Source organism: Candidatus Flexifilum breve, from assembly GCF_016713355.1.
On record NZ_JADJPI010000035.1, the window covers coordinates 1612660 to 1632000 of the forward strand.

Below are 19341 nucleotides of genomic sequence, written 5' to 3' on the forward strand. Positions count from 1 at the left end.
CCTCAAAAGCCATCATCACAGCTAGTCACTCGGTGGTGCCGTAATGGGGGGCGGCGTCGGGAATTCGCCCACCGCGAATCCGTGAGTCAGCGTGCCAAAGCACACGCCCTGACTGCAGCCGCTGGGACGCGTGAGTTCGGCAAACCACCGTTCGACGCCCTCCAGTCGATGATTCAGCAGGTAGTAACGATACGCGACCTCCAGCGCCGCATCATGCCGCCATTCCGTTTCCGCGTCGATGATGATGGCGTTGATCGCCCGCTCGATGGAACCGCGGAAGGCGTGCAGGTCGGTGGTTCGGGTCAGGCCATCCGGCCCAACAAACGTGTAATCCGAAATGGCTTGGACGGCGACGTTGTCATAGCACGACCGATCGCCGCGGCGATACAGCAACTCACACTGCTGAATCGTGTTGTTCAGGTGAATCTGTGGATAGTTCTGGTATTCACCGTTGTAGACAGCTATGTTACAGAACTGTTCGCGGCGGGCATCTTCAGGGATGATGCCGTTTTCGGTGATCTGCGACTTCACCGCAGGCAACTCCCCCGACTGCTGCTCCCCTGCCAGATAGTCGCAGGAAGAGTTGCTGGTATATTCGACGCCGTAGCCATTCAAGCGGTCAAGCGCGAGCTGCCGCGCAAACCGGTATGCTTCCGCCGGAGAAAACGCAAAGTTGGCGCCTTCGTTCACAAGCTGCGGCACGCGGTGAATCAACCGCACTTCGGGGCGATCCCACAGGTAGTCAGCCACATAGGCGGTGGCGTTGGTCGCGGCGGCACCCCAGTTGCTCTGACTGCTGATGGCGGCATACGACGTCACATAATACGGATTTTTGACCAGCCAATTCTGAAATAAGCGCTTACAAATGCCCGCCCCCATCTGGTCGTCTCCATAAATGGTCGAGAGCGGCCCGGTGCATTCGCGGTCGAGCCAGTAAGCCTCAATCAGATCCGCCGCGGCCACAAACTCGGGCGTTCCCCAACCAAAGTTCAACTGGCATTGAGGCTGACGCAGGCCGATAGTCATGACCGACGTCATGACCCGCTGGAGAATCTCGACTGTTTCCTCGGCATACGCCGCGTTATTAGTCAGGTGATAAGCCAGCGCCTTGGCGTAAACAATCCCTGCGCCGCGATTCCGGTCGATCCACGCTGGGTTTTCGGACGAGTCACAGCCTTCGTGCTCGTCAAGGGAAAAGTCCCAATCGCGGGCCGCCCACGCCAGCACTTCATCCACGGCGCTGCGGTAAGGCTCGATATTCTGGGCCGCCTTTTGCGCGATCGTGCGCAATTCCTGCGGTGTCGTCAGGTAACCGCGCGATGTGCCCGGCTGCAGTGTAGCCATCGTCAGTGTGGGCACTGCAGCCGACACCGCCTCGATTGGGTGAGCGACGTCGCAGCTCATACACAGCAAGCAGATCAGAGTAGCGAACAGATTGAAGAACCGTGGAAGCAAGCGCCCCTCCAAATTCAACCGCATCTCGCGTTACAAACCACTAAAAAGTTGACGCAGCAGCGGCGCATCCCGCTGCTCAAGGCATAAGCGCAGAATATTCACATAATGGCCCCGGTCGACCTTGCGCGCGTCGAGCAAGGTGGCTTCCTTCAGCGCCCGATGCATCCAGCAGGTGAAGAACAGCGGCTCAACCGTCGCGGCGGGGAGGCCGACCCGCTCGAGATAGCGCCGCACCGCGTCGACGATGAACGGACGGAGTGTGGGCGATCCGAGAAAGATCGCCGAAAAGGCGTCCATGCGGTCGTAGATCTGCTCGGCGCGCGCCACTTCCGCGCAATAAGAGCGCAGGAAATAGAACAGATCCCACAGCGGCAGTCCCTGAGCTTCCGCGGCTTCCCAATCGAGGAAGGCGATGCCACCGTCATCCCGCGTCAGCACATTCCAGATTCCCGGGTCGCCATGCTGGAAGACGGTCGGCAGATCCCGTTGACACTGCCGGATCGTCGCGATCTGCTGCGCCAAGAACTCGCTTTCCGACGCCGCGGGCTGGTAGATCTCCACGTAGCGCGCCAGCAGTTGATTGAGCGCATCAGCAGCGCTGGTCGCCGCGGGCTGCGCCGTCTGCCCACCGAGATCGATGAGCCAATCGAGCGCGCCGCGCACATAGGGTGAATCAGGCGCCAGTGCGTGCCGCTGGCGAAAGGGCACGCCGGGGACATACGTCTCGGCGACCAGCACCAAGTCCGCGTGATAACCCCAGAAGGCGACGCGGGGCAAAGCGTCGTTGTCGTTCAGATGCCGTTCAGCCAGCAGCGACAGCGCTCGCTGCTCGTTTTCCAGCCGCGGATTGAAGCCCGAATCACGCACCATCTTGACGACGAATTCGGGCGTCGCCTGTCCGGGCGGGAACAGGTAATAGAGCAGCTTACGCGAGCTGTACTCGCCGCGCCCCGAAAAGCCCCAGCGGTACGCGCCGATGTCGATCCCGGCGGATCGCGCGAGCTCCTGCAAGAACCGCGGTGGCTCATCCTTGAGCGCGGTGCCGGGTTGTCCCAGCAGCACGCCGTAGCGGCGCACACTGGGCATCTGCCGCAGCAGCGACCGCTCAATGCGATCCGCCGATTGAAACAGGAAGCCGCTGACCTTGCGCGCGGTACGTTCGGTCTGCACCAGCGACGGTTCGGCGGACACCGCTGCCTCGCGGATGCTGCCCCGTTCCTGCTTGGGGAACAACCGCCGCTTGACCTGACGCAGCATCTGCGGCTGAACGCTCGGGCTATGCAGGCTCAGGCGCAGAAAATACTCGCGCGTCGCGCTGTCCGCGGCGGCCACGGCGGTATGCGCTTCCCCCCCCAACGGGGTGAGCCAAAATACCGACTGCGCTTCAAAGCGTGACTTCAGCGGCGCAAGGCACTGCAGATAATCGATGATCCCGGTACTTTCGAGATAGACCACGCCGCGTGGTTGGAGCGCCTGTAACCAGTGCCGCTGCACCTGCGGATTCTGGCAGAACAAGCGCACTGCCGAGGCATCCGCCAGATAGAGGAGATCGGCGTGCCGTTCTGGCAGCACCACGCTCACATACCCGGCGACCAACGTGTACGTCACGTTGGACAGCCCCTGATCGACGCGCTGCTCCTTGCCGGGGACGATGACCTCGACCGGAGCGAGCTTGGCGAGCGTGCGCAGGGCCGCGCTGCTCGGCACGCCCAAGCACAGAATGCGGGTCATTTCCAGCGAGGGGAGCAAAAACACCCAGTTTGCGCCCGCCACTTCCCCTTTGATATTGGTTCCGGGCACGTAGGGCGCCGCCAATGCGACTTCAAGCATCTCGGTTATCTCCACAGCAGCCGCACAAGCGGAATCCGTGTCAACTCGGGAAACGTCTCTTTGACATCCAGAATGTCCCGGTTCAGGCGCACCACGAGCACGGAAGCCACCATAGCCAGCAGCACGCCGACCCAGATGGGCACGGCCAGCAGCGATTGAACGACGAGCAGTCCGCCAGCGGCCAGCGCAATCACGAGGTAGGCGCGCAGGTAACGACGGTCGAATGCGCGCACGCCCGTGCCCCGCATCAGTCCAGCCTGCTTGAGTAGATTGAAGATGACGAGCGTCACCGTCGTGCCCACAGCCGCGCCGAGGGCACCATAGCGCGGGATCGTCCACAGGTTCACCGCGAGGTTCAACACCGCCGCGAAGATGTCAACGGTGACGATGTACCGCAGCCGCCCCGTGACCTTGAGCGTCAGGCCGTTCTGTCCGGTCGCCGAGTTGAAGTAGTAGCCAAACGAGAGCAGCGCCATGATGATCGCGGACTGGGCATAGCGTTCCTCGTACAGCATGAGCGTCAGCGGTTGGGCGAGTGAGAACGTGAGCGCGAAGATCGGGAAGGACAGCACGGCGATCCAGACGGCATTCTTCCAGTACAAATCATTGATGCGTTCCGTGTCACCCCGCGCGAACATGCGCGCCGCCGCGGGTGTGAACAACAGCGCGAAACTGGTCAGAATGACCTGATTGAAGCGGGCCGTCGGCTGGACCGCCCGCAGTGCCGCGACGCTTTCCGTCCCGTGAAACTGCCCGAGCAGCACCGCGTCAAACGCGTTCATCACCACATAGACGAGATCCGATGCCAACAGCGGCACCGTAAACGCCAACACTTCGCGGAAGGGGATTTGAATGGAGCGCAGCGGCACGAGCTGGAAAATGCGCTGCGTCCGCATGACCCGATACAGGACAACGCCAAAGATCAGGATGCCCACCAGCCCCGACAGCGTGTACCCCACCGCTAAAAACACGGTGTTGCTTTGACCGAAGACCAGCAGCGCCACGGTGATCACGCGCAAGGCCGGGCCGAGCACGTATTTCTGGAAGAAGATCGCGCTCGGACGCGAAAACACGGCAAACATGCCGTTGAAAATATTGTCGAGCGCCTGCAGCGGCGACAGGACGATCAGAATGGCCAGCAGCAAGCTGACGAGACGATAATCCTGAATGAGCGGTTCGGCTACCAGTGTCCCAAAGTACACCGACGCCAGCCCCACCCCGCTGCTCGCTTGCGCCGCGGTCACCAGATTGTCGGCGATGGCCTGCATGCCGACGACGGCCAGCACAACGGCCAGCCCCAGTGACAGGATCGTGCTCAACACCATGACCAGTGTGCCGAGCATCTTCGCATAATCGCCGCGCTCGTGATAGATGGGTACGTAGCGCGTGATAGCGCGATCCAACCCCAGCGTGACGACCGTTTCACCGACCGAAACGATGGACAGCGCGTAGGCAAATGCGCCGTACTCCGCTTTACTTAAGTAGCGCACAATCAAAATCTGGATGACAAAATTCACCCCAATTGAGATGAACTTGCCGAGCAGCAGCAGACTCGATCCGCGAATCTGGCGGCGAACGGCATTTCGTGGGCCGGTTTCACCCGCTGGTGAGCTGCTCAGTGCTTGTGTGTCGTCCATAAATCTCCACCGCTGCGCTCGCAAGCGCAATCAAGAGCCAGTAATAACGTACATAGGACAGGTGCAGGAAGACGGCGGTCGTCAGATAAACGATGATGGCCAGCAGCAGCCCCATCGTCGTATAGTAAATGTCCGTAGAGTGCGCGCGCTGTGCCTGTTTAGCAATCTGCCACAACCGCCGGAGGAGGTAGGCGACAATCCCCATAAACACCGCAAACCCTACGACGCCCGTGTCCGCCAGTTCCTCTAGATACATGTTATGCGCGCGGCGATCTGTGGTCAGGACGCGCAGTCCGATCTCGTTGCCGATGGCGCGCGTGTGCAGCGCCGTCTGGCCGGGTCCAACGCCGAGAAGCGGGTGATCGACGAAGATCTGAATCGCCGCGAGATTCACGGTCGCGCGCCCGCGCAGGGACCCTTCGACCTCAGTCACATCGCCGGAGGTTAGTTGGGTCAGCTCGGACACGGTCGAAATGCGATAGACGTAATCCGGCACGAAGACGAACACAACCACCACTAGCAAACCGGCGACGAGCAGCAGATGCAGCGGCTTGACGATGCGCAGCACGACCAGCGCCAGCAGCATCACAACGAGCGAGATGCCGGCACCGCGCGAGAACGTGAGCAGCGCCCCCCGACAATGGGGATGATCGAGACGGCGGCGGCCACCCGATACAGACGGCGGCGCTCGGCCCACATCAACCCCAGCGCCAGCGGCACCAGGACCACCATAATCTGCGCATACCGGTTCTTCGAGCCGATAGGGCCGGACAGACGCTGCCGGGTCTCACCAGCGTCGATGAGCGTCTCGCCTTCGACGCGAATTTCGGACTCTTTGACCTCAGCCCACCCGCCGAAATCGTTGTCATACGACCCGGTGATCTCCTGATACAAGGACAGACTGCCCATCAGCACGCCCGCCAGCACCAGCGCCCAGAGCGCGCCGCGCAAGATTGACGGCGTGCGCACGGAATTCGTCACCAGTACGAACAGGATCAACCCCTCCGCGGCAAAGGCGATCAGCCGATCGGTGGAGTCCATGACATCGTTTGACAGCGCCGCCGACACCAGAATCACGGCGAAATAGAGCACCATCAACATGGACGCAAAGTTGACGATCACCTTCTGCCCGTACACCACGACATAGATCAGCGTCGGAAACGCCAGCGCCGCAAATAAGCTGGTCGCCACCACATCCGGGATGCCGTTTCGTTTCGCAATGACCCCCAGATTGGCGTACAACGCGAACAAAATGAGCGTCGTCGTGAACTCCGGACGCGCCGACATAATGACCGCCAGCAGCAGGAGCACCAGCAGCCCGAAGATCAGCGGCGGGTCAATGTCACGCAGGCCAAATACCAGAAAAAAGCTCAGCAGGATGAAACCGAATCCGGCGATGAGATGTAAGTTATGGAACGGAAGTTTCGTTAGCGTGCGCATGGGTTCGTTCCGTCATGCCCCCTAGTTTGAGCAAGTCGATTCAGTTTTGCGGCTTCCGGCGTACGCACGCTGCGCCGCCTGGCCACCCGTTCGCCCCAAGACCAAACGCCAACCTGACTCATGATTGGCGCTGCGGATTCCAGCGGTCGATCCGCCGACCGCTGACAGTATTGAAGATGGCGACCAGCGCGGCGGCGTAGACCATGCAGATGAAGTACGGGATGGCTAAGGGTTTCAACTGTCCCAACCGAGAACTCCGAAACATGAATCCAAGGAGCGCACAGCCGTAAAAAGCGATCTGCAGAGCCAGTATGAACAGGTAGAACACGTTCTCCTGCCAGAGAAACAACGACGAGACAAACAGCAGCAGGAGCGGTAGCACAATCACCCGCCGCAGCACCTTATGCGTGAACAACTGCACCGCATAGAACCCAAAGCGGAACGGGTTGAGCAGTTCGCGCATGGTCAGCACGGCGCGCAGTCCGCGCGTCATAATGCGCACTTTGCGCCCGAACTCGCGGTCGCTCGAACTGGCGACGGGTTCGTAGGCCACCGCATCTGCCGCAAACACCAGCCGATAGCCTGCGGCAATGACGCGCGTGGAGGTAACAAAGTCGTCGGTGACGCCGGGCGGAACCGGGAGAAACAGCGACTTGCGAATGGCGTAGATCGCGCCCGTGGCCGAAATCGTGTTCCCCGAGTCGCTTTGCAGGCGTTTCAGCAGGCGGTCGAGCTGCCAGTAGCCCCGCTCGCCCGCGTTATCGGCGCTGCCCGCCTCCTGGTCGAGGTAGCGTTGATTACCCGCGACGCCACCGACCTCCGGGTCCGCGAACGGACGCACAAGCGCCTGAATCGCCGTGCTGCCATACATGCTGTTCGCGTCCGAAAACACGAGAATTTCCCCGTGGGCTTCGCTGACGGCGGCATTGAGCGCTCCGGCTTTTCCCTGCCGCGGCAGCGACAACAAGCGGACGCCGTGATCAAGGTAGCGGCGCACCACGTCGTCGGTGCCATCATCCGAGCCATCCGAGGCAACGATAATCTCCAGACAGTCTTTCGGGTAAGTCAGCGCCAGCATGTTATCCAGCTTCGCGCCGATGCTGTCGACTTCGTTATAGGCCGCGATCACCACACTCACCGACGGCGTAATATCCGCCGCCCGGTATGGTCGCGGACTGAGGAGACGGCGCAGCAGCAGGAGCACAGGAAAGAGCACCAGCGTGTAACCGAGGAGCACGAGACACGCCCAGAACACGATGCTGACTATCATTCGGTTTCTCCCCCAAAACAGCGGATCAATCGCGCTGCATTGGTCGTCAGGTCGAACTCAGACGCGACCTTCTCCCGGCCAGCTTGACCCAGACGCTGACGCAAGGCCAGATCCGTGGATAGCTGCTGCAAGGCATAGGCCAGTGCCGCCGCGTCACCCGGCTCAGTCAGCAGACCGTTGACCTGATCGTCCACCAGCTCGGGAATCCCCGACAGGCGGCTGGCGACGACGGGGCGACCGCTGCTCATCGCTTCAATCAGCACGACCGGAATCCCTTCACGACGGCCATCACGACTGGGAACGCTCGGCGCGACGACCACCTGCGCCTGCTGCACCTGCTTGACCACATCTTGACGCGCGAGGCGGCCATGAAAGCAAACCTGCTGCTGCAAGCCTGCGCGCTCGACCTGTTCGGTCAGCATGGGTCGGTCGGGGCCGTCGCCGACAAAATGGCAGATGAACGGTACGCCGCGTTCCTTCAGCAGGCGGCACGCTTCGATCAGATGCGTTTGCCCTTTGACTTCGTGCAGCGTCCCGATACACAGGATATTAAACCCATCGGCGGCAGGTTTCGCCTCGGCTTGTGGCTGAAACACGCTCGTGTCGACGCCGCAGTGAACGATCAGCACGCGCGGTCGCGCTGCTTCGCCGGACTCGCGCACAATGATCTCGCGGTTGAAATTCGAAATGGCGACGACAAAGGCCGCTTCGGCGGTCTTCTCGCGCAGCATGTGCCGATCCCGGTGCAGGTCAGAACCATGCGCCGTGAAACTGTAGGGAATGCCCGTCAGGCGATGAATGACGAAAGCGGCTGCCGCGGGATGACTGGCGAAATGCGCATGGATATGATCGATGCCCGCCTCCGTCATCATCTGGGCGAAGTACACGCTCTTCGGGAAAATCCCAACCGCGCCAACGAAAAATCGAACGCTGCCGAAGGTGTGGCGCAGCACATCCCACAAGGTTCGCACGTAGACCAGCGGCTTGCGCCCCAAAAAGCGCAGGTTAGCGCGCGCGATCGCCCCGGAGAAGAACGGCTGAAAATGAGCGCGCTCGACCAGTGGGACCGCTTCCGGGTGCATCACCTCAGTTGGTCTCGGTCAGCTTGGGGAAGCGGGACATCATGTAGGCGACTTTTAACGGTTTGACAGCGCTCACAACGTCCCCCGGTCATTCCCCAGCGCGGTTGGTACCCGGCTGTTCCAGCGCATACCGAATTCACGCCGAGCGTGCGCCTGCTTTTCGGCGGAAAGTAGCGGCAGGAGCAGTTGGAAGCGCAGTTTGCTTGCCCAGCGCCCCACCTTGCGGAGCACGCGCTGACGAACGTGGCGCATCATTGAGGTGAGGGTGTCGCCGCGGCGCAGATGCGCGATTACCGCCGGGCGCTGCTTGAGCAGTCCCGCCCAGTCACCACGGTCAATGTGAGCAGCAATCTGTTCCCAACTTGCGCCAGCTTGCCAATACGTGCGGAGCAAGTTGGTCACGGACTGCGGATCGGTAACCGATGCGCGCAGGGATTGCAGACGCTGCTGACGCAGCGGGCGAAACTCGCGCTTGTCGATCACACAGTGCAGCAGCAGGAGGATAACCTCATCTTCGGGCGCAAGCACATAGATGTCGCCGAGAGCGCGGCGGCGTTTCAGCCACTGCGCCGCCAAATCCGTCCGCAGATACTTGACCGAAGCGCCGAACCACACCGCCGTAACCACGTCGAGCTTCAGCACTGAATTGCTGCCGGCATCGTCGAGAATAAACTGGTGGTGCGGATAGTCTCCCCAGCGCTGGAGCGGCATGTAACCCAACTGCACCAGTTCACGTTCGAGAACCGTCACTTGATCCGCTTGCACGAGCAGGTCAATTTCCCCGCCGTCGGCAAAGCGCTCCAACTGATCACCGTCGCGCAGGACACAATAGGTTATTCCGACAGCCTGGAAGCGCCCAAAGGCATCGCGGAAACGCGCGTGCATTAGCGGCTTCCCTTTCGCGCCGGGACGCTTCGCTGCGCTTGCGCTGAACTCGACAGAACACTGTTCACGCCTTTAAGCTCCAGCACGCTAGGCTCGATTGGCTGCAAGTCGCCGGCCCTCCGCAGTTTGCGGTTGGAGCAAGCTGGCGATGGAGACGTCACTGCGGGAGCGCGGCAGCCAGATGCTGCCCACGACGTGCGCGCCCACCGAGTGGAAGTCCTCATTGATGCTGCGTAGGACACTGCGCGAGCTGGCCCGGGCGATGGCCGCGACGACAATTCCGTTGACATGGGGAGCAGTCAGCAGGCTGGCAACCTTCGACTGGGCCCATGTGGTTGTGACCAAAACCGTGTAGCCTTCCCCTTCGAGATGCTTGATCAGGTTGTTCGATCCAGCGGCGGTCAACAACGGCAGCAGATCGGTCGAGGGCGAGACAACCTTCAGGTGCATCACATTGGGCAGCCGGTGCAGTGGCACCAATTCATACACGTCTTCCGTCAATTCCGTGACTGGCGGCTGAGTTTGCTCAGTGGAGACCGGCGACACTGCGGGAATCTCATCCAATTCCAGAATGACCGTCTGCCGCCCACGCTGACCGAAGACCGCGGCGCAGTTGAGCGCGGTTTCGGTAGCACTCCCCTTTTCCACGCCCAGAATCATGAGGGAAGGCAGCGGCTGTCCATCATTGAGCGCCGCCAGCTTGGCATTGAGCAGATGATAACTGCGCGCAGCCGAGGAGCGCGGCGTATCAATGACCGCCACACCGTGGCTCTTTTCGGCTCCCCCCTGCTTATCCATCGCGATCAGCACCGGAACGCCGAGGGCTTGTTCCAGCTCTTCGGGCTCTCTCAGCCGTGTGTCGAGGGTTTCGAACAGGAAGATGACGAACACACTCAGCAGCACTCCGGATGCGCCAATGAACAGAGTGCGCATCTCAATCTCCTGATCCACCGGACTGCCCGTCGTGGCCGGTTCCAACACCGTGAGGCGGTTGGTCGGCGGAAGGCCTTCGGTAGTGCTGATGGGAACCTGACTCAACAAGACATCAGTGATGGTATTGGCGATTACGCGTGCCCGTTCCGCGTTATGGTCTTGCACCCGGATGACCATTAACTGCGTCGCCGGCGTGGTGGAGATGTCGATGCTGCGCTGCAGTTCGGAGGGCGTTTCCTCCAAGGTCAACTGATTGATGATCGTTTCCAGAAAGGGTCGGACAGTGGGCAGCATCGCGTACGTTTCGAGCAGCTGAGTCGCAGTTCGAATATCGTCGAGACTCGGATTCGGATTACTGATGCTTGAGCCAACCAGCAAGCGCGCCTCGGCTTCATACAACTGCGGGCGCTGACTGCTGAACCAATACCCGGCTGCAGTGCTCAAAATGAGCGCGATCGCGACAAACCACCACCAGCGACGTGCAATCCGCACGTAGTTTGACATGGCCATCAATTGCTCTCCTGGCAAAACAGTGCTATCGCGCCCCATGGTGCCGAAGCACCCGCAGGGCAGTACGGACGAGGATTTGTAGATCGAGTGCCAGACTAAGCTTCTCGATGTATTTGATGTCCCAAATCAGTCGATTGTCAAAGTCGGTATCACCTCGGTCGTAAATTTGCCAAAGCCCCGTGATCCCCGGTGGCACGTTCAACCGCTCGGTGTGGAACAGCGGGTATTTCTCCACCCCAAAGGAGGTAGGGCGTGGGCCGACAAGGCTCATTTGCCCGAGCAGCACGTTCAGAACCTGAGGCAGCTCGTCCAGGCTGGTCTTGCGCAGGATCTTGCCCACCCGCGTGATGCGCGGATCATTTTCGAGCTTTTCGCCCCGCTCATTGATAGTTTCACCCCGCTCATTGACGGTCACGTTGAGTTCCGCGAGTTTCTGGTCAGCGTTGCGAATCATCGAGCGAAACTTGTACATTTTGAACTTATGCCCGCCCACGCCCGTGCGTTTCTGCATATAGAAGATGGGACGGCCATCATCGAGCAGGATCAGCCCGGCCACGACGAGGGTGAGCGGCAGCAAGAACGGGAGTGTGAGGGCGACGACGCCAATATCAAACATCCGTTTTACGCGCAGATAGATGTAGCGGGCGCTCGCGCTCTGGTACGGCAGCTGGTTCGCCCAGAAATTCGGATGAAAATAGGGCGTGGCGTTGAGCGCGTCGACGCCGACACCATCGAATTGCGGGGCCAGGCGGCTGGGCTGCGGGAAACCAGGCCCGAAAATCGTCTGCAAGGACTGGAACATGTTGACTTGACGGTTCGGAAGCTGGGACTGCGTGCCGGTATTCCCGGTGTCGACCGATGTCGGACGGCGAATGGCGTTCGCGGTGTTGTTGTCGGTCGCGTCATCGGCCCGCTGAATAGCTTTCTTGACCAGATCCTTTAAGACGAAGCCATCCTCAGGGAAATTGGCGGTGCCCGTCGGCACTTTCACGTTGAGTGACAGCCAGATCAGGTCCTTGATACGCTGTTCGACAGCCGCCGTATTTTCGGGCGTTGATTCGGGCAGGCACACCAGCACGTTATCGCCATACCACACGACCAGTTCATTCATATAGAGCGCCGCTTCAGCAATGCGTGAGACGCGGTTGCGCAGGTAACGACGCTGAAGAATCGCCTCGTAGTTGAAAAGAACGTCTGTACGCGAGTGCGCCTGCGTCAGAACTTCTACGCGGAAATAAATGAAACCGACCGGTCGATTGAACCGACGCGCACGGAACAGCTCGGTATTCATCTCATCTTCACCGGTGATCATGGAGTGCGCGCGTGTATCCTCTGCCCCGGTCACAACACTTTCAAAAACGTGCTCGAAATTGGTAACGACGCTGGAAATAAGGCGCCCCAACAAAATCGTTGCGGTCAAAAGGACCACTTCTATCAGAATGACGACCGGCAGCGACGAACCATCGTTGAACGCCAGTAGACGCATAAAGACATATAAGATTCCCGTGCCACCAAACAAAAGCTCTAGCCGCATCGTGCTGAGGTCGGGGAGGAGCAGCGTTGCTATCACGAATCCGGCAGCCAACACATAGACAATCGAGGAGAGGTTCAAAGCAATTATGTCTGGGCGCTCAATATTGAAGAGCAGGGTTAACCATAACGAAAAAACGACAATCAAGACGCGAAGGCGAACCATGACTTTTACCTCAATTGAAAGTACGGATCGTCGGAGAACTGTTTGTATGGAAACAGTTATAGATTAAATGGTTGACTAGGCGACCTTACAGGCCCCTTACACACATAGGGTATAAGCATAAGTTTTTACGAAATTCGTTTAGTAATGTTTTATGTGGCGAATTCCCCTTAATCTGGGGGCGCGGGCGTTCTGAGGGAGGATTTTCTGAGGAAGTTGCGACTAATAAAGCAGTATACGGGGCTAACGATGCCGTTAGTCCCGTATGTTAGGAATTAGTTAGGTTTGAAAACTGTTAATTACGCGCCGCCGATGTGCGCGTCCGATTGATTACACCGATACCAAGTGTTTGACGTTGACTTGCGGGCACCAGAACGAACCATCGGGAAGAATGGTACGCGCATCGAAGCGTGGGGCGAGCTGGCCTTTCAGTCGCTCGTTTTCGACATGATCCTGACGTTCAAGCAGCTGTTCGACCCGCTCAGCCGCCCGTGGCGCATCATTCGGATAAAGGAATGCAAAGCGGAGATTCGCCCCGGTCAGGTTGGCACCGCTCAAGTCAGCACCCCAGAGAAATGCATGGCGCAAATCGGCATTGGAAAGGTCGGCACCCCGTAGGTCGGCACCGTTCAGGTTAGCATCGCGCAGATCTGCCCCGCTTAAGTTCGCGTTGCTCAAATCTGCACGGTACAGGTCAATGGCGGGCAGGACAGCACTGGCCAAATTGACCGCATGCAGGGCTGCTCCCGAAAAGATACCTTGCACGGTTCCATCTTCCAGCCAACCACGAGCACGCAACGCAGTTACGGCGCGAGTCGCCGTTTCCCGATCAGGGGACGCCATTTCAAGGAGAAGACGAGACTTCAGATACGGAGGATACAGAATCTCGACGAGTGAGCGCAGGAGGTGTTCAAGTTGTGTGAACATATTCACGGTACGCCTGTTGATAGTCATTAGTTGCGATTTAGGATGAAACTATCCATATATTTATTCTAATTTACCTTTTGCCCTATAAATGCTTAAGATTTTTCTTCGCTCATGCTTTCGAGCATCTGCGGCTGCTTGAGACCTGCATCAACTCACTTATCCAGAACACACCCTCATCATACGGCCCTCTTGTTAAATTACACTTAAATGAATATAAAGGCTACTATAACAGCCTGTGTACTCACAATCCTATAAACTTGGTGCAGTCATAATGAACATTAAGAAACCTATGGTAGACATCAGCCGAACGCACCGAATTTTGACGCTCAAATCGCCACAAACCTAAGCCAAGGTCTGAAAGGCACCAAACAAGGCCGAGATCTGAGGGTGCTTAAAAACCGTCAGATTCCGACCTCACCCCGAACTCAGCGAAGGGACCCAGCTTCGTCTGCCAAGCCGAATTTGTTTTCGTAGGGACACGATTCATCGCATCCACTGGCGAATGGAAAGGCTTCAAGGGATGGTTTTTAGATTCCCTCATGCCTCGTCCTATGGCTGACATTCGGTTTGTTGACTGACAAAGGTATTCTATCTTATTTGAAGCGATACGGCATCCCGGTCGCGGCAGGCCGACTTCGACCTATCGAAACCATCTGCCCCTAATCAACGCTTGATCCGTTCGCAGCGAGCGCGGCAGATCACATCCCCTCGAAAAGGCATTGGGTCTGGCGATGAGTGTAGGCTCCCCTTTTCTCCATATGGGGAATGGTGAGGATGACGTTTGGTATTGAGCCAATTGCTAAGCCAGCGACCGGTAACCCATTGTCACGGCATTCGACGCACTTACCGGCCTGCCTTGTGCTTGGGCTGACAAACGGGCATTGGCTAGACCTCATGCCTCGTCCTTACAACATAATTCGCCTCCTTACACGAACGTTGAGGACGGGCGACGTTGAACGATCAAGGCCGCTTTCGGGATGCGCTTCGGCGCGCCCGCGGTCAGCCGACAAGTCAAAAATACCTCTTTCACGGTGCTGTCTGAGGGAAACGACTCGCGGAACGTTAGGGCTGGCCTGCCGGGCGTCTATGCCGCGAAGAGCGCTCGACTTTGGCGGGTATTCACGCCGGTCGGCCGTATTAGCAAAAACACTTGCCAAATAATACTATGACTCCATTCTTGCGTATTTTAGGCATTTGCAAGGTATCGGTTCAATATAATCCATGATAGGTGGATTCGGCGTCCGGTCACGCAATGGGATCGGTGTCGCCCTGCTCAGTTTTCACTTAGAAACCCTAACTGTGAGAAACGTCATGATAAAGATGCCCTCAGGTCGTTCTGGAAGCCTCCGCTGGAGTGTCGCTGTAGCCGTGGTTCTGTGCCTGCTGATGTTTGCTGCGCCACAGCCCAGCCAAGCACAGGACGATGTCGGCTATGAAGATTTCGTCTATGGCTCCGTCTGTTCCGGTTCCGTAAGCGGTGAAAAGCCGGAAAGTAAGGTCTGGTGGAATGACGGCTATTGGTGGGGAAGCCTGTGCAATCCCGCAGGAACCGGTTATTTCATCCACCGCATGGATCCGGCGGTTCACATCTGGGTGAATACGGGTGTCGCCATCGATAACCGCACCAGCAGCAACGCGGACACGCTGTGGGACTCCAAAACGCAGAAGCTGTATATCGTGTCCCATCTCTTCACGAACGCCGGGAGCGCGACCAGCTCTGTCTCCCAATGGGGACGGTTGTACCGTTACAGCTACAACGCCAGCACCGATACCTATAGCTTGGATTCTGGGTTCCCGGTTACGGTAACTCAGGGGAAATCTGAAACACTGGTTCTCGCCAAGGACTCTGTGGGACGGTTGTGGGTTACTTACGTCGAAGACTCCAAGGTCATGGTGAACGTTTCCACAGGTAATGACGCCGTCTGGGGGACTCCCTTCCAACTCCCGGGGTCGGCGCCGTTCGCACCCAACAGCGACGATATCGCCTCCATCATTGCCCTGCCCAGCAATCAGATCGGCGTCATGTGGAGCAGTCAGCGCAGCGACTCGTTCTATTATGCCGTTCACAATGATGTTGATCCGGTTAACACGTGGAAGCCGATCGAAATCGCGCTCAGTGGCAACAACATCAGTGACGATCACCTAAATATGAAAGTCGACTCAACCGGGCGTTTGTTTGTGGCCGCCAAGACCAGTCTGACGGGTTCAAACCCAATGGTGATTCTGCTGAGACGGCAAACCAACGGTCAGTGGTCGAGTCACACGTTTGGACTGGGTACAGACGGACATACACGCCCGATCATCCAAATCCATGAAGCGACGAACCGCCTGTATCTGTTTGCCACCTCTCCTAACAGCGGCGGTCGCATTTACTACAAATCGACGGATATGACGAATATTAGCTTTACGTCGGGATTAGGCCAGGTGATCATCAGTTCGAGCGACTCGACCCGCATCAATAACGTGTCATCGACCAAACAGAACTTGGACGTACTGCCGGGTCTCTTGATCATCGCGAACGACGGCGACACAAACACCTATTTCCATAACTATCTCGTCTTTGGCCCGGCGACGCCGAGCCCGACGCCCAGCAATACGCCGACGGCTACCAACACGCCGACGCCCAGCAGTACACCAACGGCCACCAATACGGCCTCGATTACGCCCACACCGACCAACACGGCAACGCCCAGCACGACCCCGACGGCGACTAATACGCCGACGCCCAGCAGTACACCCACCGCCAGCAGTACGCCAACGGCCACCAACACGCCGACGCCGACCAACACGCCCGGCGGCCAAACCACCTTGAGCTTCGCGCCGTCGGATGACGTCTATGTGCGGTCGACCAGTCCTAACAGTAACTACGCTGGGACAGCGGCGCTGCGCCTGCGCGCAACCAGCAGCGAAATCTACACCAGCTATCTGCGCTTCAACGTGACTGGCGTGAGCAGCTCTATCATCCGCGCGGTCGTACGCTTGTACGTGATCGATGACAGCCCGCAGGGCGGCTCGATCTACAGCGTCGCCAACACTTACCTCAACACGAGTACGCCGTGGGTTGAGACGGGTTTGACGTGGAACAACGCGCCTATCATCGGCGGCACGCCGTTGGCGACCGTGGGGCAGGCGGCACTGGGGACGTGGGTTGAGTTTGACGTGACCGCGGCGATCACGGGTGACGGCGCGTACAGCTTCGGCCTAAACTCCCCGTCGACCAACAGCGTACTGTACAACAGCAAAGAAGCGGCGGCGAATCATCCCGTCTTGGTGATTGACTTTGGTACAGCCAATACCGCGACGCCGACCAGCACACCAACGCCGAGCGCGACACCCAACCGCAACTGATACGCCATCGGCCACGCCCACCGCAACCGAAACAGCAACGCCTAGTGACACCCCCACGGTCACCAATACGCCCACCCCGACCGAAACGGCGCCCCCCAGTGCGACACCCACCGCAACCGAGACCGCCTCGAATACGCCTACACCGACCGCAACGGCAACGCCTAGTGACACTCCCACAGTCACCAATACGCCCACCCCGACCGAAACGGCGACCCCCAGTGCGACACCCACCGCGACCAATACCCCCGGCGGACAAACATCCTTGAGCTACACGCCGTCGGATGATGTCTATGTGAAGTCGACCAGCCCCAACAACAACTACAACGGAATGACGGCGCTGCGCCTGCGCTTGACCAGCAGCGAAACCTATACCAGCTATCTGCGTTTCAACGTGACGGGCGTGAGCAGCCCCATCACCCGGGCGGTCGTGCGCTTGTACGTGATCGATGATAGTCCGCAGGGCGGCTCGATCTACAGTGTCGCCGATACCTACCTCAACACGAGCACCCCTTGGGTTGAGTCCGGGTTGACATGGAACAATGCGCCCACCATCGGCGGCGCGCCGCTCGCGACCGTGGGTCAGGCTGCGCTGGGGACGTGGGTTGAGTTCGACGTGACCGCCGCGATCACGGGGGATGGCGCGTACAGCTTCGGCTTAAATACCTCGTCAACCAACAGCGTGCTGTACAACACCAAAGAGGCCGCGGCAAACCACCCCACGTTGGTGATCGAATTTGAGTCCGGCGCACCGCCGGCTCAACAGGTCGAGAGTCCGCTTGTTGTGGAACTCCCACCGCCCGTGGCGGCACCGGCTCACCTCACAGGTTATGGGGAATGCAGTACTGGCACACTCACCTTCTACATTACGGCTGCCGAGGGCGATTTCAGTAATGTTCTCTATGGCGTGTTCGGACCAACAGGCACACTCGTTCTCGCTCAGTTCGACACACTGCTCAGTGGTCAAACGGTGATCGTGCCCGTCGGCACGGTTACGACCACCGGGCTCTACACGCTGGCCGCGGACGCCGAAGGCTTCGCCATATCGGTCGACTGTGTGGTGCCGACTGTTGAGCCGACGCTGACACCGAGTTCAACGCCAACCGCGGTCGAGGTTCTACCGACGTCCACCAGCGCCAGTCCGTTCATCAGCGGAAGCGGCGTGTGTGCGAACGGCGTCCTGTCGTATGACATCATGCCGACCTCCGTCGACGTGCAGACCCTACCCTATCACGTCAGCAGCCCGCACGGCGTCGTCGACAACAATCAATTGACCGGGTTGGTGAGCGGTCAGCCCGTCCGCCTCGAGTTCAGTGGCATCATCGTCGCTGGCACCTACACGCTGGTGGTCGCCGATAATCTGCTCCAGGTCGCCATTGACTGCCCCGCCTACATTCCATCGGCCCCCGTCACGCCGACGCTTGTGCCGTCCGCTACGCCGATCGCGCCGATGCCCCTGCCCGTGCTGGAACAGTTTACGGACAGTGGCCGTTGGCTGCCCTCGGGCGGTTGGCTGTTCGCAACCGACGCGCAAAACGGTTATTGGGCGGTGGACACTTCAGTCCGCGGTCTGGTGAGCGTGCTTCAGTCCGAGGCGCAGATTGATCTTACAACGGCAGGCGTACCGCGCTTGACCTTTAGGGCGCAGACTGCCTTGTCCAGCGTCGATCGCGTCGCGGTCGACCTCCTGCCGGAGGGTCAGGTCACCTGGCAGACGGTGTTCGAAATGGCGGGCACGTTGTCGGATTGGACGGAATACGAGCTTGATCTGTCGGCCTATGTGGGGCAGCGTGTCTGGCTGCGCTTCCGCGTCGACACGAGCGCCATCCTACCGGAGAACGACACGTCCACCTATTTCAGTCTGGACGCGCTGGAAATCAGTGCCGTGACGACGCCGACACTCACGATTGAGCCGACGGCGACGCCCAGCGCCACGCCAACACCGGAAGCGATCAGCCCGCCGCCGACCGCGGTTCCAACTGAAGTCTCGCCCACCGCGACGTCCACCCCAACACCGACACCGACCGCGGTTCCAACGGAAGTCACGCCGACGGCGACGCCCAGTCCCACGCCGACACCGGAGGTGGTCAGCCCGCCACCGCCCCCCTCAGAAGCGGGCAACGGTAGCTCCGGCAGTTAGGGGCTTGATCGAACCGAAATGCCGAAATGAAAAGACACCCTCCTGAACGAGGGTGTCTTTTCATTTCGGATCGCGACGCCGTACCGTCAACGCGTCCCCCTCACCCCAAACGCTCTTCCATGCAAGCGAGGCGAGGAGCTACGAACAACGCTTTTGCTGTGGCCCCTCCCTGAATTCGAGGGGGTCGCAGAAGC

General features: G+C 59.2%; 13 protein-coding genes. 2 read left to right on the forward strand and 11 right to left on the reverse strand.

From position 1 onward, the window contains the following. Positions 1-21: 21 nt before the first annotated feature. From IPK17_RS29865 to IPK17_RS29915, 11 genes are all read right to left on the reverse strand, one after another. On the reverse strand, positions 22-1359 hold the full coding sequence (locus IPK17_RS29865; protein WP_343421351.1) for a hypothetical protein: 1338 nt from the start codon (positions 1357-1359) through the stop codon (positions 22-24). 126 nt (positions 1360-1485) lie between these two features. Next, positions 1486-3285 carry an aminoglycoside phosphotransferase family protein gene (locus IPK17_RS29870; RefSeq protein ID WP_343421352.1) on the reverse strand — a complete coding sequence of 600 codons (1800 nt, stop codon included), beginning with the start codon at positions 3283-3285 and terminating at the stop codon, positions 1486-1488. A gap of 5 nt (positions 3286-3290) precedes the next feature. Further along, the gene (locus IPK17_RS29875) at positions 3291-4922 is read right to left on the reverse strand and encodes a flippase (protein WP_343421353.1); all 1632 of its coding nucleotides are present in this window, start codon (positions 4920-4922) and stop codon (positions 3291-3293) included. Beyond that, positions 4882-5508 carry an O-antigen ligase family protein gene (locus IPK17_RS29880; protein WP_343421528.1) on the reverse strand — a complete coding sequence of 209 codons (627 nt, stop codon included), beginning with the start codon at positions 5506-5508 and terminating at the stop codon, positions 4882-4884. The genes IPK17_RS29875 and IPK17_RS29880 overlap by 41 nt, the downstream gene beginning before the upstream one ends. Beyond that, positions 5508-6362 carry a hypothetical protein gene (locus IPK17_RS29885; RefSeq protein WP_343421354.1) on the reverse strand — a complete coding sequence of 285 codons (855 nt, stop codon included), beginning with the start codon at positions 6360-6362 and terminating at the stop codon, positions 5508-5510. The genes IPK17_RS29880 and IPK17_RS29885 overlap by 1 nt, the downstream gene beginning before the upstream one ends. Before the next feature lie 118 nt (positions 6363-6480). Then, a complete protein-coding gene (locus IPK17_RS29890; protein WP_343421355.1) occupies positions 6481-7632 on the reverse strand; it encodes a glycosyltransferase family 2 protein in 1152 nt (383 codons plus the stop codon). After that, positions 7629-8714, reverse strand: a complete 1086-nt coding sequence (locus IPK17_RS29895) for a glycosyltransferase (RefSeq protein WP_343421356.1) — start codon at positions 8712-8714, stop codon at positions 7629-7631. The genes IPK17_RS29890 and IPK17_RS29895 overlap by 4 nt, the downstream gene beginning before the upstream one ends. 72 nt (positions 8715-8786) lie before the next feature. Then, the gene (locus IPK17_RS29900) at positions 8787-9599 is read right to left on the reverse strand and encodes a nucleotidyltransferase family protein (RefSeq protein ID WP_343421357.1); all 813 of its coding nucleotides are present in this window, start codon (positions 9597-9599) and stop codon (positions 8787-8789) included. A gap of 87 nt (positions 9600-9686) precedes the next feature. Beyond that, positions 9687-11042 carry a YveK family protein gene (locus IPK17_RS29905; RefSeq protein WP_343421358.1) on the reverse strand — a complete coding sequence of 452 codons (1356 nt, stop codon included), beginning with the start codon at positions 11040-11042 and terminating at the stop codon, positions 9687-9689. 25 nt (positions 11043-11067) lie between these two features. Next, positions 11068-12738, reverse strand: a complete 1671-nt coding sequence (locus tag IPK17_RS29910; RefSeq protein ID WP_343421359.1) for a sugar transferase — start codon at positions 12736-12738, stop codon at positions 11068-11070. Between the two features lie 327 nt (positions 12739-13065). Continuing rightward, complete coding sequence (locus IPK17_RS29915; protein ID WP_343421360.1) at positions 13066-13662, reverse strand: pentapeptide repeat-containing protein; 597 nt, start codon at positions 13660-13662, stop codon at positions 13066-13068. Between the two features lie 1386 nt (positions 13663-15048). Between IPK17_RS29915 and IPK17_RS29920 the strand changes: the two genes are divergently transcribed. Both IPK17_RS29920 and IPK17_RS29925 read left to right on the forward strand, forming a co-directional pair. Beyond that, on the forward strand, positions 15049-17010 hold the full coding sequence (locus IPK17_RS29920; RefSeq protein ID WP_343421361.1) for a CBM96 family carbohydrate-binding protein: 1962 nt from the start codon (positions 15049-15051) through the stop codon (positions 17008-17010). Positions 17011-17272: 262 nt separating this feature from the next. Beyond that, positions 17273-19147 (forward strand): CBM96 family carbohydrate-binding protein, encoded by a 1875-nt coding sequence (locus IPK17_RS29925; RefSeq protein ID WP_343421362.1) that lies wholly within the window; start codon positions 17273-17275, stop codon positions 19145-19147. Positions 19148-19341 lie beyond the last annotated feature (194 nt).

Excerpts from the sequence above, each read along its gene's own strand:
- IPK17_RS29870 (WP_343421352.1), bottom strand. The coding sequence starts at position 3,285 with ATGCTTGAAGTCGCATTGGCGGCGCCCTACGTGCCCGGAACCAATATC.
- IPK17_RS29875 (WP_343421353.1), bottom strand. The coding sequence starts at position 4,922 with ATGGACGACACACAAGCACTGAGCAGCTCACCAGCGGGTGAAACCGGC.
- IPK17_RS29880 (WP_343421528.1), bottom strand. The coding sequence starts at position 5,508 with ATGCTGCTGGCGCTGGTCGTGCTGCGCATCGTCAAGCCGCTGCATCTG.
- IPK17_RS29885 (WP_343421354.1), bottom strand. The coding sequence starts at position 6,362 with ATGCGCACGCTAACGAAACTTCCGTTCCATAACTTACATCTCATCGCC.
- IPK17_RS29890 (WP_343421355.1), bottom strand. The coding sequence starts at position 7,632 with ATGATAGTCAGCATCGTGTTCTGGGCGTGTCTCGTGCTCCTCGGTTAC.
- IPK17_RS29895 (WP_343421356.1), bottom strand. The coding sequence starts at position 8,714 with ATGCACCCGGAAGCGGTCCCACTGGTCGAGCGCGCTCATTTTCAGCCG.
- IPK17_RS29900 (WP_343421357.1), bottom strand. The coding sequence starts at position 9,599 with ATGCACGCGCGTTTCCGCGATGCCTTTGGGCGCTTCCAGGCTGTCGGA.
- IPK17_RS29905 (WP_343421358.1), bottom strand. The coding sequence starts at position 11,042 with ATGGCCATGTCAAACTACGTGCGGATTGCACGTCGCTGGTGGTGGTTT.
- IPK17_RS29910 (WP_343421359.1), bottom strand. The coding sequence starts at position 12,738 with ATGGTTCGCCTTCGCGTCTTGATTGTCGTTTTTTCGTTATGGTTAACC.
- IPK17_RS29915 (WP_343421360.1), bottom strand. The coding sequence starts at position 13,662 with ATGTTCACACAACTTGAACACCTCCTGCGCTCACTCGTCGAGATTCTG.
- IPK17_RS29920 (WP_343421361.1), top strand. The coding sequence starts at position 15,049 with ATGTTTGCTGCGCCACAGCCCAGCCAAGCACAGGACGATGTCGGCTAT.